The organism is Massilia cavernae, assembly GCF_003590855.1.
Lineage (GTDB): Bacteria > Pseudomonadota > Gammaproteobacteria > Burkholderiales > Burkholderiaceae_D > Telluria_A > Telluria_A cavernae.
The window spans coordinates 20,158-33,307 of sequence record NZ_QYUP01000195.1 but is presented as its reverse complement, the minus strand read 5'-3'; the positions used below and the strand labels follow the sequence as shown (position 1 = coordinate 33,307).

Genomic DNA, 13,150 nt, shown 5'->3' with positions numbered 1-13,150 from the left:
CTACACCAGGATATTCCCCGAGTATCAGTTGCTGATCGACAGCTACGCTAAAGCACAGGACGTCGCCGCCAAGAATGAGCAACTGGATTCGGCGCGCGGCTAAGTCCCGGGATTCATTGATTCGTATGCCCCGGGGAAACGTCCCCGGGCTCGTCAGTATTTTCCAGGAGACCATTATGACCAGTGAAACCATCCGGGACGCCGGCAAGGATCACCTGCTTACTCCAGCGAACTCGGCATTTATCATCATCGACTACCAGCCAGTACAGGTGAACTCTATTGCGTCGATGGATCGTCAATTATTGATAAACAATATCGTTGGCACGTCAAAGGCCGCGATGGCGTACGGCCTCCCTATCGTGCATTCGACGGTCAACGTCAACACCGGCCTTAACAAACCGCCGATTCCCCAGTTGCGGAAGGCGCTCGACGGCGTTCCGACCTACGACCGCACGACGATCAATTCTTGGGAGGACGTCGAGTTCCGCGCTGCCGTCGAAGCAACCGGCCGCAAGAAGCTCATCATGACCGCGCTGTGGACGGAAGCCTGCCTGACTTTCCCGGCGCTTGATGCACTGAAGGAAGGATATGAGGTCTACGTCGTCGCCGATGCTGTTGGCGGAACGTCGGTGGCGGCGCACGAAGCTGCATTGCGGCGCATTGAACAGGCGGGCGGAAAGATGATCAGCGTGGTGCAACTGTTCTGCGAGCTGCAGCGCGACTGGGCCCGCAAGGAAACTGTTCCGGCGTTCATGGACCTTTTCATCCAGACTGGCGGCACTGCAGGGATTCAATTTTCCTACGACAAGGGCTAAGGGTCGGCAGGCGCGCTTGTAGTGCGCCCGCCGCTGGCGCCAGTCTTACCCGAGCTCGGCGACGAGCTCGGGTACCAAAGTGAAGAGGTCCCCCACAATTCCATAGTCCGCGACCGCGAAGATCGGTGCTTCCGGATCCTTGTTGATCGCGACAATCACTTTCGAGTCCTTCATCCCGGCCAGGTGCTGAATCGCGCCGGAGATGCCGGTGGCGATATACAGTTGCGGCGCCACCACCTTGCCGGTCTGGCCGACCTGGTAATCGTTCGGCACGAATCCCGCATCGACCGCAGCGCGCGACGCACCGAGCGCGGCGCCCAGCTTGTCCGCCAGGGGCTCCAGTACCTTGGTGAAGTTCTCGCCCGACCCGATACCGCGGCCGCCGGAAACGATGATCTTCGCGGCAGTCAGTTCCGGGCGGTCCGACTTCGTCACTTCGCTGGAAACGAATCGGGAGAGGCCGGCATCGGGAGCTGCCGTAATTTGTTCAACGACGGCCGCACCACTGGTCGCATCGGCCGCGTCAAAGCCCGTACCGCGCACCGTAATCACCTTTACCGTGTCGGACGACCGCACCACTGCCAAGGCATTGCCGGCATAGATCGGCCGCTCGAAGGTATCCGGCGCATCCACGCGCGTGATGTCGGAAATCTGCGCCACGTCCAATGCGGCGGCTACGCGCGGCAGCACGTTCTTGCCGGAGGCGGTTGCTGGCGCCAGGATATGGCTATAGCTTCGGGCGATGGCCACCACCTGGTCGGCGACATTCTCCGCCAGCCCATTGCCCAAGTGGGGCGCATCCGCGCACAGGACCTTGGCAACACCAGCAATCCTGGATGCGGCTTGTGCCACGGCAGCGCAATCGGCGCCGGCGACCAGCACGTGGACTTCACCGCCGCAGCGCGCTGCCGCAGTGACGGTATTCAGCGTCGCCGCCTTCAGTTGTTGATTGTTATGTTCAGCAATAACGAGGGTCGTCATCTCATCTTCTCCGTGTCGCTTACAGCACCTTGGCTGCGTTCTTGAGTTTGTCCACCAGCGTCTTCACGTCGGGAACGATAATGCCGGCGCTGCGCCGCGGCGGCTCGCTCACCTTCAAGGTCGTCAAGCGTGGAGCGACGTCGACGCCCAAGTCGGCCGCCTTTACCACGCCCAGCGGCTTCTTTTCGCCTTCATGATGTTCGGCAGGGTCACGTAGCGCGGTTCGTTCAGGCGCAAGTCGGTCGTGACGACGGCAGGCAGGTCGATCGACAGGGTTTCGAGCCCGCCGTCGATCTCGCGCGTGACGGTGGCGCTGGCCTTGTCGGCCGCGACTTCAATCTTGCTGGCGAAGGTCGCTTGGGGGCGGCGCATCAAGCCGGCCAGCATCTGGCCGACCTGGTTTGCATCGTCGTCAATGGCTTGCTTGCCGGCGATGACCAGGGAGGCTTGTTCCCGGTCGACGATGGCCTTCAGGAGCTTGGCCACGGCCAGCGGCTGCAGTTCGGCATCCGACTCCACCAGGATTGCGCGGTCGGCGCCGAGCGCCAGTGCCGTGCGCAGTGTTTCCTGGCAGGCGGTCACGCCGCACGACACGACCACCACTTCGGTGGCAACGCCGGCTTCCTTCAGCCGCACGGCTTCTTCGACGGCGATCTCATCGAATGGATTCATCGACATCTTGACGTTGTCCAGATCGATGCCGCTGCCATCGGATTTCACGCGCGCCTTCAGGTTGAAGTCCAACACGCGTTTGACTGGTACGAGTACTTTCATTCCAATGCTCTCTGAATGAGCCGATCATTGCCGGCGAAGAGGGCAATGTACCGTGGAAAAACAGAGGCGACACCCCCCTTTCGGAGGGACATCGCATTGGAAAGCCCCCCTCCCAAGACGGGAGGCGCGAAAGACAGGTGACGAGGCCCATGCTTGCTACGCGGTGACGTGGCGCAGACAACTATTGAGAGGAAAATAATGAGTGATACATCAGCAGTCTTCCTGAGCGAGCAGGAAGTCATGATTCGCGACGCTGCCAGGAAGGTAGCGAGGGAAGTGGTAGCGGCGACGGCGGCGGAGCGCGATCGCACCTCCGCATGGCCGCGCGACGAGTTGAGGGCCGCCGCCGAACTCGGCTTCCTCGGCATGCACGTTCCGGAAGAATTCGGCGGTGCCGGTCTCAGCTTTGTCGAATACTGCCTTGCCATCGAGGAATTCGCTTATGCGGATGCCGGCTTTGCCACCATCCTGCATGTTCATAACGGCATGGCCGACATGGTGCACCGCTTCGGCACCGAGGACCAACAGCGCAAGTACCTGCGCGCCATGACCTCGGGCGAGATGATTGCCGCGGGCCTCCTGACCGAACCGCAGGCAGGCTCGGATACGGCGGCATTCAGCACCACCGCACGCCGGGAAGGTTCGCATTATGTCCTGAACGGCAGCAAACAGTTCATTTCAAACGGCAACGAAGCCGGTATCGCCTTCGCCATCGCGGCATTCACCGAAACGCCGGAAGGCAGGAAGGGCGCGAGCATGATCATCGTCGATCCGCGCACGCCCGGCTATAACGTGACGCGCGTCGAAAATAAGATGGGCCAGCGTTCCGCCCAGGTCGCGGCCATCCAGCTGGACAACTGCCGTGTGCCGGTCGAGAATCTCATCGGCGACGAGGGCACTGCGTATGCGCGCCTGATGTCCACGCTGTCCGAAGGACGCATCGGCATCGCCGCGGTAGCAGTTGGCGCGGCACGGGCGGCACTGGATGCGGCGGTACAGTACGCCAAGGAGCGCGAAGCCTATGGCGCCCCGATCATCAAGCTGCAAGGTGTCGCCTTCGACTTGGCCGACATGGCAACCCAGGTTGAGGTCGCGCACCAGTTCGTATTGCACGCGGCACGTCTTCATGCGGCGGGCGTACCTTGCGCGAAGGAAGCGTCGATGGCCAAGCTGTTCGCCAGCGAGATGGCGGAAAAGGTGTGTTCGGGCGCGATTCAGATCCATGGCGGCTACGGTTACCTGACCGACTTCCCGGTCGAGCGGTACTACCGCGATGTGCGTGTGACCAAGATTTATGAGGGCACCAGCCACATTCAAAAAGTGATCATCGCGCGCAACCTTTAAGAGAGCATCATCGGGGCCAGCGTTGCGCTGGCCCCACGTGCGACACCTGGCCGTGCGCGCTCCTACTTGAGAAAGCCTCGTTGCCTGGCCACGGTAATCGCATCGTACCGGCTCGATACGCCCAGTTTTGCAAGGATGTTCTTCACATTCCACTTCACCGTGCCAAAGGTGATGTTCAGCGTCAGCGCAATGCGCTTGTTCGACATCGCTTGCGCCGTCAGGCCCAGGATTTCCACTTCGCGCGGCGTCAGCGTCGCTCGCTGAACATCGACATTGCGCCGGCCCGCAGGTACGACTTCCAGCGGCAAGTCGGCCGGGGTGGTTCTTGCCAGCAGCTCATCGAGGTACCGGCTAGCAGGTCCATCCAGGCGCGGGGAGTTCTTGAGGCCTGCTAGCAAATCTCCAACGCCTTCCCACTCATCGAGAACGGTTCGGACAAGTCCGAGCCTCGCGCCGGTTTGCAAGGCCTTGACCAGGCATCCGCTTGCTTCTTCCTCTTGCTCCATGCTGTCATGTGCAACTGCGGCGAGCAGGTTTACGCTGACCATGGTTCTGCCACGCCCGTACTTTTCGGCAAATCGATGGGCAATGGACAGCGCCTCCAGCGCTTGGCTCGGATTGCAGTCCACGAGGGCAAGCCGTGCGCTTGCAAGCGCCGCAAGCGCCGGTATCTCCGCAAGAAAACCGGTCGCGTCGCGATGAACGGCACCGAGCGCATTGAGTTTCGCCACCAGCTGGGCGGCGAGGATATGGTCGCCCATCGCAAGAAGAATCTTTACCTGCTCGGCGAACATGTACGCCATGGGACGATCCACGCCGAGAATATTGAAATGGGCTGCCTGCGCTTCCAGGAAAGCGAAGGCGGCCTTTGGCGCGTCTTGCAAGACGTCGATCCGCGCGCGGCAGACCGAGGCGCGCCCCATCACATCAGGGTTGGACGAGCGAAGAGTCGCCGTACGATTGGCCAGGACTTCGAGCGCGTCGTCGATTCGATCGAGCTCGTAGTACGCATCGCAGGCTGCGGCGGCGCAGATGTTCGCGGGAATCGACACGCGTCCAAACCTTTCTTCCGAAAGGGCGAGAATGCGTGAGCCGATACGTTCGGCTTCCCTGACATTCCCTTGCGTCAAACACATCTGCGCGCGCACGCTGGCGAAGATCATTTCCATATCGTTCTCGCAATTTTCGGGATCGATCGGATTGTTGTCGTACAGTCTGGCCACATCTTCATAGCGGCCAAGCGCGAGGTAGGCCGTCGCAAGTCCAGCCAGGCTGGCATAGCGCATCGACCGGTTTTCGAGCGGTACCTTGCATGCGGGTTCGAGCAAGTCGATCACCCGCTGCATATCCTCGCGTTGGACGGCGATTGCCGCATCCAGCAAGGGGAACTTGGAGGAAATGGCCGGAGTCCTTGCGGCGTCCGTTTTTCGGATTTGCTCGAGCCATCGTTCCGCCGTATCGGCTCTACTGGTGAACGCGTAGGTCAGGCAACCAAGGAGGAAGAGCCTGGGATGGGAAAACAGCGTCTCCTGCGGCAAGCGGTCGAGCAGGTGCAGCATGGGGCTGATATACGCCATGCTCCAGGTTCCCGAGGCGGCCTGTTCCATTGCGGTGGCCGCATACTCCAGATCGCCGCCCAGGTTGGCGTGGCGGATCGATTCGACAAGAAAGCCATGCTCCGCGAACCACTGGCTGCCGCGCAGGTGGAGGGCTTCGACCACGGGTTGCCCCTGCTGGGACAAACGCTGCGCAAGGAATTCGCCGAACAGCGGATGGAAACGATACCACGGCGAGCTATCGTCCGAATCGACGCGGTAGATCAGGAGGTTCTCGTCCTCCGCGCGCTTGATCAGTTCGGCCGCATTCGGGTTCTCCGTGACGAATTCCGCGAGGTCTGCATTGAAGCGCCGGAAGATCGAGATCCGTTCCATGACGTCGACCAGTTCCGATGGCAGGTAGGCCACGACGTCCTCGGCCAGGTAGGACTGCAGGTCCGTCGATTTCCACAGGAGGGAGCGCAGCTTCGAGCGCTTCGCCGGACGGATCCGCAACATGGTGGCGATTGGCTGGAGGCTGGCCGGCCAGCCATTGGTCAAGTCGTGGATCAAGCGCACCTCATCCGCGGTCAGCTTCAGCGTGCTGAGGTTTTGCTCGAAGAATGCGCGCGTCTCCTCCAGCTCGAAAGGCAGTTGCGCGAATTCGATTTCTGCGACCTTGCCTTGCATGCGCAGGCGGCCGAGGCTGAGCGACGGCGCGGTACGCGAGGCAATGATGAAATGCAAATTGGCGGGGCAATGATCGAGCAGCTTTTGCATCAGCCTGTGTGAGGATGGCGCCTCGCAATGCTGAAAGTCATCGATCAGCAGATACAGCTCCTTGCCAATTCGTTCCGCCGCACTGGCTACCAGGACAACCACGGCATCCATCGACTGGATGCCGCCATCCCCTTGCAGCATGTCGCCGTCGCTGTCGATGCCAAGTCGCTGCAGTGCAGCAAGAAGGTAGGAGCAGAAGCTCGGGAACTGCTTGTCGTCATGGCTCAGCGATAACCACGCGACCTCGGCGCCCGCCCGCATCAGTTCCTGCCGCCATTGCGCAAGGAGAATTGTTTTTCCGAAACCCGCGCCACCCGTGATAAAGGCCGCGGTGCAAGCCTGCGCCTCACGCAAATGGGTAAGCAAGCGGTTGCGTGGAATATGACGGGCATTGATGCGCGGCGGTGAAAATTTCGTCGCGACAAGTAGATTTCTTGGGTTCGTTACAGAAGTTTGCATGGATGTTCAGCCGTTACGCAGGATCGTATTGCATTGCACAAATTTGTACGCACCAACGAAGAGTTGGCGGCGCATCTGCACCGTCATCGATTGGGGGTTCTCTATTTATCCTAGCACGCAACCCTGCAGTTGAGCACTAACATTGTCTGTTCGGGATTTCGCTTGCCGTCCGCAAGGGGAGGGGCGTTGGTACGGCGGCGTGGCGTACCTTGAGCTTCGGATAAACACCCAATGATTGAGGAGAATAAGTTGAGCGAATCCGTTTCTTTTGAAGTGAAGGGCCAGGTCGGCTGGATCACCTTGACCCGCCCCAAGGCGATGAATGCCCTGAGCCGCGACATGTTCGTCGACATGAGCGCGCAGCTGCGCGCCTGGCAAGACGACGATGCAGTGCGCGTGGTGGTGCTGACCGGCACCGGTCCGGCCTTCTGCGCCGGCGCCGACCTCAAGGCGGCCGCCGGTGGGGCCCCGCCGCCGGGCGAACCTGATTTCCTGGACACGATCATCGTGTTCTTCGACCTGCTGCGCGCCTTCCCGAAACCGGTCATCGCCGCCGTCAACGGCCTGGCGCTGGCCGGCGGCATGGAAGCGGTGCTGTGCTGCGACTTCGTGATCGCCGCGCAAAGCGCCAAGTTCGGCGATGCGCATTCGAACTTCGGCGTCTTCCCGGGCGGCGGCGGCGCTGCGGTGTTGCCGCGCAAGATTCCGCACAACATCGCGATGTACTTGCTGTTTACCGGCGACGCCTTGCCGGCGGCCGACATGAAGACCTACGGCCTGGTCAGCGAAGTGGTGGCCGATGGCGAACTGGTCGCGCGCGCGCAAGCCATCGGCGACAAACTGGCCAAGAAGAGCCCGCTGGTGTTGCGCAACATGAAGAAAGTGGCCAACGAAGCAGCCGACAAGACGGTGGCCGATGCGCTGCGCCACGAAGTGCTGGCGCTGCGCAACCATCAACGCTCCTACGACATTGCCGAAGGCCTGCGCGCGTTCGCCGAAAAGCGCCAGCCTGAATTCAAGGGTTATTGATTCGCCGCTTAACTTTCAAACACAGACCGGACCTCTCATGGAAAACATTTACATCGTTGGCGTCGGCATGACGCCATTTGGCCGCCACGCCGACAAAACCGTCAAGCAACTGACCGCGTGGGCGGTGGAAGACGCGCTGAAGGATGCCGATTGCAACCGCAAGCATATCCAGGCTGCGTTCTACGGCAACTGCACGCAAGGACATTTCGACGGCCAGCACATGATCCGCGGCCAGGTGGCGCTGCTGCCGCTGGGGCTGGACAGTATTCCGATCTTCAATATCGAAGGCGCGTGCGCGTCATCCAGCCATGCGTTCAACCTGGCGGTCACCCAACTGAAGGCCGGGGCGGCCGACGTGGTGCTCGCCGTGGGGGCGGAAAAGATGTTTTATTCCGACAAGGCGAAGATGTTCTCGGCCTTCGAGTCGGCCTGGGACATCGAGACTTTCGAAGACAACAAGAACTACCTGGCCGCCATGGGCAAGGGCATCGTGCCGCCGGAAGGTTCCCAGTCGCCCAAGTCCTACAGCCCGTTCATGGACGTGTACGCGGCACTGGGCCGCGGCGGCCTGATGGAGCGTTTCGGCATCACCCAGCGCCAGCTGGCCGCCGTGTCCTCCAAGAACCATGGCCATTCGGTGCACAATGAACGTTCGCAGTACCGCAACGCGATGAGCATCGACGAGATCCTCGCCGCGCCGCCGATCACCTATCCGATCACGCTGCCGATGTGCTCGCCGATTTCCGACGGTGCGGCCGCGGCTATCCTGTGCACCGAGTCGGCGTTGAAGAAATACGGATTCAACAAGAACCGCGCGATCAAGGTACTGGCCTCGGTGGTGCGTTCGGCCTCGGCGCGCGACGCCGCCGATTTCAACAAGGGCTGCACCCATCTGGCGGGCAAGGCAGCCTACGAACAGGCGGGTATCGGCCCGGAAGACATCGATGTCGCCGAAATCCACGACGCCACCGCGATCGGTGAATTGCTGTCGGTCGAAGCGCTGGGCCTGTGCGAGCCGGGCCAGTCCGGCGTGATGGCCGAGCGTGGCGAGTCCACCCTGGGCGGCAGGCTGCCCATCAATCCGTCGGGCGGGCTGGAATCGAAGGGCCATCCGATCGGCGCCACCGGCATCGGCCAGATCTTCGAACTGGTGGAGCAGCTGCGCGGAAACTGCTTCAAGCGCCAGGTCGAAGGCGCGCGCATTGCGCTGCAGGGCAACGGCGGCGGCCTGTGGCGCGTGGAAGAATCCACTGAACACGTCGGCATTTTCGCCCGCGCCTGACCCAGTCCAGCCAGCATTACTTTAATGATTCATTCAATTTGACTTTAGGGAGATACCATGACAATTCGCTTTGACGGCCGTGTGGCCATTGTGACGGGCGCCGGCAACGGCCTGGGCCGCATTCACGCGCTGGAACTGGCCAGGCTCGGCGCCAAGGTCGTGATCAACGACTTCGGCGGCAGCCGCGACGGCAAGGGCGGTGCGTCCTCGGACGCGGCGCTGGCCGTGGTCGAGGAAATCAGGAAGGCCGGCGGCGAAGCGATCGCCAACGGCGCCAACGTCGCCGACTTCGAGCAAGTGCAAGCCATGGCCGCCCAAGCCATGGAAGCCTTCGGCCGCATCGACATCCTGATCAACAACGCCGGCATCCTACGCGACAAGACCTTCTCGAAGATGGAAATGGCCGACTTCAAGGCGGTGATGGACGTGCACCTGACCGGTTCGGCCAACTGCACCAAGGTGGTGTGGGACATCATGCGCGAGCAGAACTACGGCCGTATTCTCATGACGACCTCGGCCGCGGCGCTGTTCGGCAACTTCGGCCAGGCCAACTACGGTGCGGCCAAGATGGCGGTGGTGGGGCTGATGAACATGCTCTCCATTGAAGGTTCGAAGTACGGCATTCGCGTCAATACGCTGGCGCCGATCGCGGCCACGCGCATGACGTCCGACGTGATGCCGGAACCGCTGTTGAAGGCGATTCGTCCGGAGCAAGTGACGCCGGGCGCGCTGTACCTGGTGAGCGAGCAGGCGCCGACCAAGCTGATCCTGGGTGCGGGCGGCGGTGTGTTCTCGACGATACGCATGGAAGAAACCACGCCGGTGTACATTGCAGACAAGGAGTTGTCGGCGGACGCTATCGCGGCGCGTTTCGATCAGATTGCCGACTGGAGCACGGCGGTGCCGCGTGAGGAAGCCAACCAGCAAGTCGCCGTCTTCGTCGAGACCGCGATGAAGGGTTTGAAGGTTTAAGAACCAACCGAAGAAAAAGCCTGGGCGAGGTGTCCATGCCATTGCTCCGGATTATGGCATGGTCTTACTATTACGACATGGGCACGTGCCCGACGGCAAAGAATAAGGAAAGGAGACCAAGATGAAAACGAATTTCGCACGATTGATGGGCAATCTTGCCCTGCGTTTCGGCGACTGCGAGGCGCTGGTCAATATCGAGCGCAATCGCCGCTACAACTATCGTGAGTTCCATTCGCTCACCAACCGCATTGTGAACATGATGCGCGAGCGTCTGCAACTGCGCCGCGGCGACGTTTACCTTTGTATCCTCGAGAACGACAACATGTCGCTGATGCATGTCTGGACCGCGCTCAAAGGGGAGGCGGCCGTCGCTTACGCCAATTTCCGCGATTCGTTCGAGGAACACTGCCGGCAGGTCGAGTACATGCGTCCGAAGGTGGTGTTTATCGAGACCGCGCTGCTCGACCGCTATTACGACGCCCTGCGTGCACAAGGCGTCACGCTGGTGTGCATGGATCCGCCGCCCGCCGGGCGCGACGGCTTGCTGTACTTCTGGGACCTGCTCGATGGCGTGGCCGACGCCAATCCGGGTGTCGAAAGCGATACGCGCAAGGACATCCTGGTGTATCGCTTCACCGGCGGTACCACTGGCAAAAGCAAGTGCGCCCAGTACACGATGGACAACTGGCTGGCATGCAGGGATTCCATGTTCATGGAAGCCGACCAGTTCCAGCTCAACGATACGCGTTTCCTGCACATGGCGCCGATCAGCCACGGCTCCGGATTCGGGGTACTGGCAACGCTGTTCCGCGGCGCCTGCACGCTGACGCAAAACGTCCCGGACCTGGCATTGATGTGCAAGAACATCGAGGCCGAAAAGGTCACGATGACCTTGCTGCTGCCGACACTGATTTACCGTTTGCTCGAAATGCCGGAAGCCACCACCTACGACCTGTCTTCGCTTCGCAGCATTGCCTACGGCGGAGCACCGATGAGTCCGACCAAGCTCAGGCAAGCGCGACAACGCTTCGGCAACGTGTTCCTCCAATTCTACGGTTCGACCGAATGCCTGCAGACCATCGGCCTGCTCGGAAAAAGCGATCATCTCACGGCGACCGACGCCCAGCTTGGGTCTGCCGGCCGGATCCAGCCTGGCGTGGAAGTGATGATCGTCGACGACGAGGGAAAGGAAGTGTCAAGCGGAACCGGCGAGATCTGGGTCCGCTGCCGCGGCGTCATCTCGGGCTACCACAACAACCCGGAAGGCACGGCGGCGGAATTCGAGAACGGCTTCTGGAAATCGGGCGACCTGGGTTACCTCGACAAGGATGGCTTCGTCTACCTGGTCGACCGCAAGAAGGATATGGTCATCACGGGCGGCTTCAACGTCTACGCGATCGAAGTGGAAACCGCACTGAGCTCGCATCCGGCCGTGTCGATGGCGGCGGTGGTCGGAATACCTCACGATGAATGGGGCGAGGCCCTGCACGCCGAGGTGAAGCTCAAGGCCGGCGAGGAAGTGAGCGCCGAAGCCCTGATCCTGCACGTCAAAGGCATGCTCGGCGGCGTCAAGGCGCCCAAGACCGTTGTGTTTGTCGATGCGCTGCCAGTCAGCGTAGTCGGCAAGGTGCTGCGTCGGGCGGTGCGTGACAAGTACTGGAAGGACAGGGGCCGCGCCGCGTCGCGTAAGCGTTGATTCAATATCCGTCATGGCCGCTGGCGATATGTCTTTCGCCGGCCGCCGCTCCATCGTTTCATTTTCCAGCCAGCTGACGACACCGATCGCCACCAGCGGCTCAATGGGCCTGGCGATCGCCATAGGCTGCGCATCGCGTCATGACACACCGCCCGCCGCGTTCTGGTCGCTCACCATGTATGAGCTCCCTGCGCGGCGGCTTGTCGCCAATCCGCTCACTCCTTACCTGATCGATTCGCCGCCGCCCCCCCAAAGGGAGGGGCGTAGGCTCGCGCAGGGAACCGCCATGCTTGAGGCCATGAGTCCCCTAGCATGCAGCCCGATTTAAGAGGAAACAATGAGTGATACAACAGCAGCCTTCCTGAGCGAACAGGAAGTCATGATTCGTGATTCCGCCCGCAAAGTGGCGATGGAAGTGGTGGCCCCCACGGCCGCCGAACGAGACCGCACCGGCGAATGGCCGCGTGACGAATTGAATGCCGTGGCCGAACTCGGCTTCCTCGGCATGCTGATTCCGGAGGAGTATGGCGGCGCCGGTGCGAGCTTCGTCGAGTATTGCCTCGCCATCGAAGAATTTGCCGCTGCCGATACCGGATTTGCCACCCTCATCCACGTGCACAACTCCGCCGGCTTCGCCATCGCCAAGGACGGTACCGAGGCGCAGAAGCGCAAGTACCTGCCGGCACTGGCTTCCGGTGAAAAGATCGGCGCCTTCCTGCTGAGCGAGCCGCATGCCGGTTCGGATACCGCCGCCTTCCGCACCACCGCGCGGCGCGACGGCTCGCATTATGTTTTGAATGGCAGCAAGCAGTTCATCTCCAACGGCAACCACGCCGGCGTGGGCATCGCGCTGTCGGTTACCGACAAGGCCGCGGGAAAGAACGGCGCCAGCATGTTCATCATCGATCCGGGCGAACCGGGTTACAAGGTGACGCGTGTTGAACACAAGCTGGGCCAGCGTTCGGCGCATGTCGCCGCGATCCAGCTCGACGACTTCCGCGTGCCGGTGGAGAACCTGGTCGGCGACGAGGGCAGCGGCTACAAGAAGATCATGAGCGGCTTGTCCGAGGGCGGGTGGCCATTGCCGCAGTGGCCATCGGTACTGCGCGCGCTGCTTTGGAAGCCGCGGTGCGATACGCGAAAGAACGCGAAGCCTACGGCGCGCCGATCATCAAGTTGCAGGGCGTAGCCTTCGACCTCGCCGACATGGCGACCAAGGTCGATGTGGCACGCCAGTTCATGATCCATGCGGCGCGCCTGTGCGAAGCCGGTATTCCCTGCGGTAAGGAAGCGTCGATGGCGAAACTGTTTGCCAGCGAAATGGCGGAAGAAGTGTGCTCGGATGCCTTGCAAGTCCACGGCGGCTACGGCTACGTCAACGACTTCGCGGTCGAGCGCTATTACCGCGATGTGCGTGTGACCAAGATTTACGAAGGCACCAGCCATATCCAGAAACTGATCATTTCGCGCAATTTGTAATATT

General features: G+C 61.4%; 8 protein-coding genes and 3 pseudogenes. 8 read left to right on the top strand and 3 right to left on the bottom strand.

Annotated elements, in window-relative coordinates; all coding sequences use genetic code 11:
* Both D3872_RS26865 and D3872_RS24395 read left to right on the top strand, forming a co-directional pair.
* Positions 1-103: pseudogene (locus tag D3872_RS26865) on the top strand (hydrolase); the annotation flags it as partial.
* A 73-nt stretch (positions 104-176) separates the two neighbouring features.
* Entirely contained in the window at positions 177-815 is a 639-nt protein-coding gene (locus D3872_RS24395; RefSeq protein ID WP_119813189.1) for a hydrolase, read from the top strand.
* A gap of 45 nt (positions 816-860) precedes the next feature.
* Here the strand turns inward: D3872_RS24395 and D3872_RS24390 are convergent, their stop codons facing one another.
* Positions 861-1,796: an electron transfer flavoprotein subunit alpha/FixB family protein gene (locus D3872_RS24390; protein ID WP_119813188.1), complete on the bottom strand. Its 936-nt coding sequence runs from the start codon at positions 1,794-1,796 to the stop codon at positions 861-863.
* A gap of 19 nt (positions 1,797-1,815) precedes the next feature.
* Positions 1,816-2,570, bottom strand: a pseudogene (locus tag D3872_RS24385) (electron transfer flavoprotein subunit beta/FixA family protein).
* A 198-nt stretch (positions 2,571-2,768) separates the two neighbouring features.
* On the opposite strand from D3872_RS24385, the gene D3872_RS24380 reads away from it, so the two are divergent.
* A complete protein-coding gene (locus tag D3872_RS24380; RefSeq protein WP_119813187.1) occupies positions 2,769-3,914 on the top strand; it encodes an acyl-CoA dehydrogenase family protein in 1,146 nt (381 codons plus the stop codon).
* Between the two features lie 62 nt (positions 3,915-3,976).
* Here the strand turns inward: D3872_RS24380 and D3872_RS24375 are convergent, their stop codons facing one another.
* Positions 3,977-6,688, bottom strand: a complete 2,712-nt coding sequence (locus D3872_RS24375) for a winged helix-turn-helix domain-containing protein (protein ID WP_119813186.1) — start codon at positions 6,686-6,688, stop codon at positions 3,977-3,979.
* A 249-nt stretch (positions 6,689-6,937) separates the two neighbouring features.
* On the opposite strand from D3872_RS24375, the gene D3872_RS24370 reads away from it, so the two are divergent.
* The 5 genes and pseudogenes from D3872_RS24370 (at position 6,938) to D3872_RS24345 (ending at position 13,146) form a co-directional block, all read left to right on the top strand.
* Entirely contained in the window at positions 6,938-7,717 is a 780-nt protein-coding gene (locus tag D3872_RS24370) for an enoyl-CoA hydratase/isomerase family protein (RefSeq protein ID WP_119813185.1), read from the top strand.
* 37 nt (positions 7,718-7,754) lie between these two features.
* Positions 7,755-8,999 carry a thiolase family protein gene (locus D3872_RS24365; protein ID WP_119813184.1) on the top strand — a complete coding sequence of 415 codons (1,245 nt, stop codon included), beginning with the start codon at positions 7,755-7,757 and terminating at the stop codon, positions 8,997-8,999.
* Positions 9,000-9,056: 57 nt separating this feature from the next.
* A complete protein-coding gene (locus D3872_RS24360; protein ID WP_119813183.1) occupies positions 9,057-9,971 on the top strand; it encodes an SDR family NAD(P)-dependent oxidoreductase in 915 nt (304 codons plus the stop codon).
* 121 nt (positions 9,972-10,092) lie between these two features.
* A complete protein-coding gene (locus D3872_RS24355) occupies positions 10,093-11,667 on the top strand; it encodes an AMP-binding protein (protein WP_119813182.1) in 1,575 nt (524 codons plus the stop codon).
* A 337-nt stretch (positions 11,668-12,004) separates the two neighbouring features.
* Positions 12,005-13,146, top strand: a pseudogene (locus D3872_RS24345) (acyl-CoA dehydrogenase family protein).
* Positions 13,147-13,150: the final 4 nt, after the last annotated feature.

Bases quoted from the DNA above. Each gene is read 5' to 3' on its own strand.
- D3872_RS24395 (WP_119813189.1), top strand. From the start codon at position 177: ATGACCAGTGAAACCATCCGGGACGCCGGCAAGGATCACCTGCTTACT.
- D3872_RS24390 (WP_119813188.1), bottom strand. From the start codon at position 1,796: ATGACGACCCTCGTTATTGCTGAACATAACAATCAACAACTGAAGGCG.
- D3872_RS24355 (WP_119813182.1), top strand. From the start codon at position 10,093: ATGAAAACGAATTTCGCACGATTGATGGGCAATCTTGCCCTGCGTTTC.
- D3872_RS24380 (WP_119813187.1), top strand. From the start codon at position 2,769: ATGAGTGATACATCAGCAGTCTTCCTGAGCGAGCAGGAAGTCATGATT.
- D3872_RS24375 (WP_119813186.1), bottom strand. From the start codon at position 6,688: ATGCAAACTTCTGTAACGAACCCAAGAAATCTACTTGTCGCGACGAAA.
- D3872_RS24365 (WP_119813184.1), top strand. From the start codon at position 7,755: ATGGAAAACATTTACATCGTTGGCGTCGGCATGACGCCATTTGGCCGC.
- D3872_RS24360 (WP_119813183.1), top strand. From the start codon at position 9,057: ATGACAATTCGCTTTGACGGCCGTGTGGCCATTGTGACGGGCGCCGGC.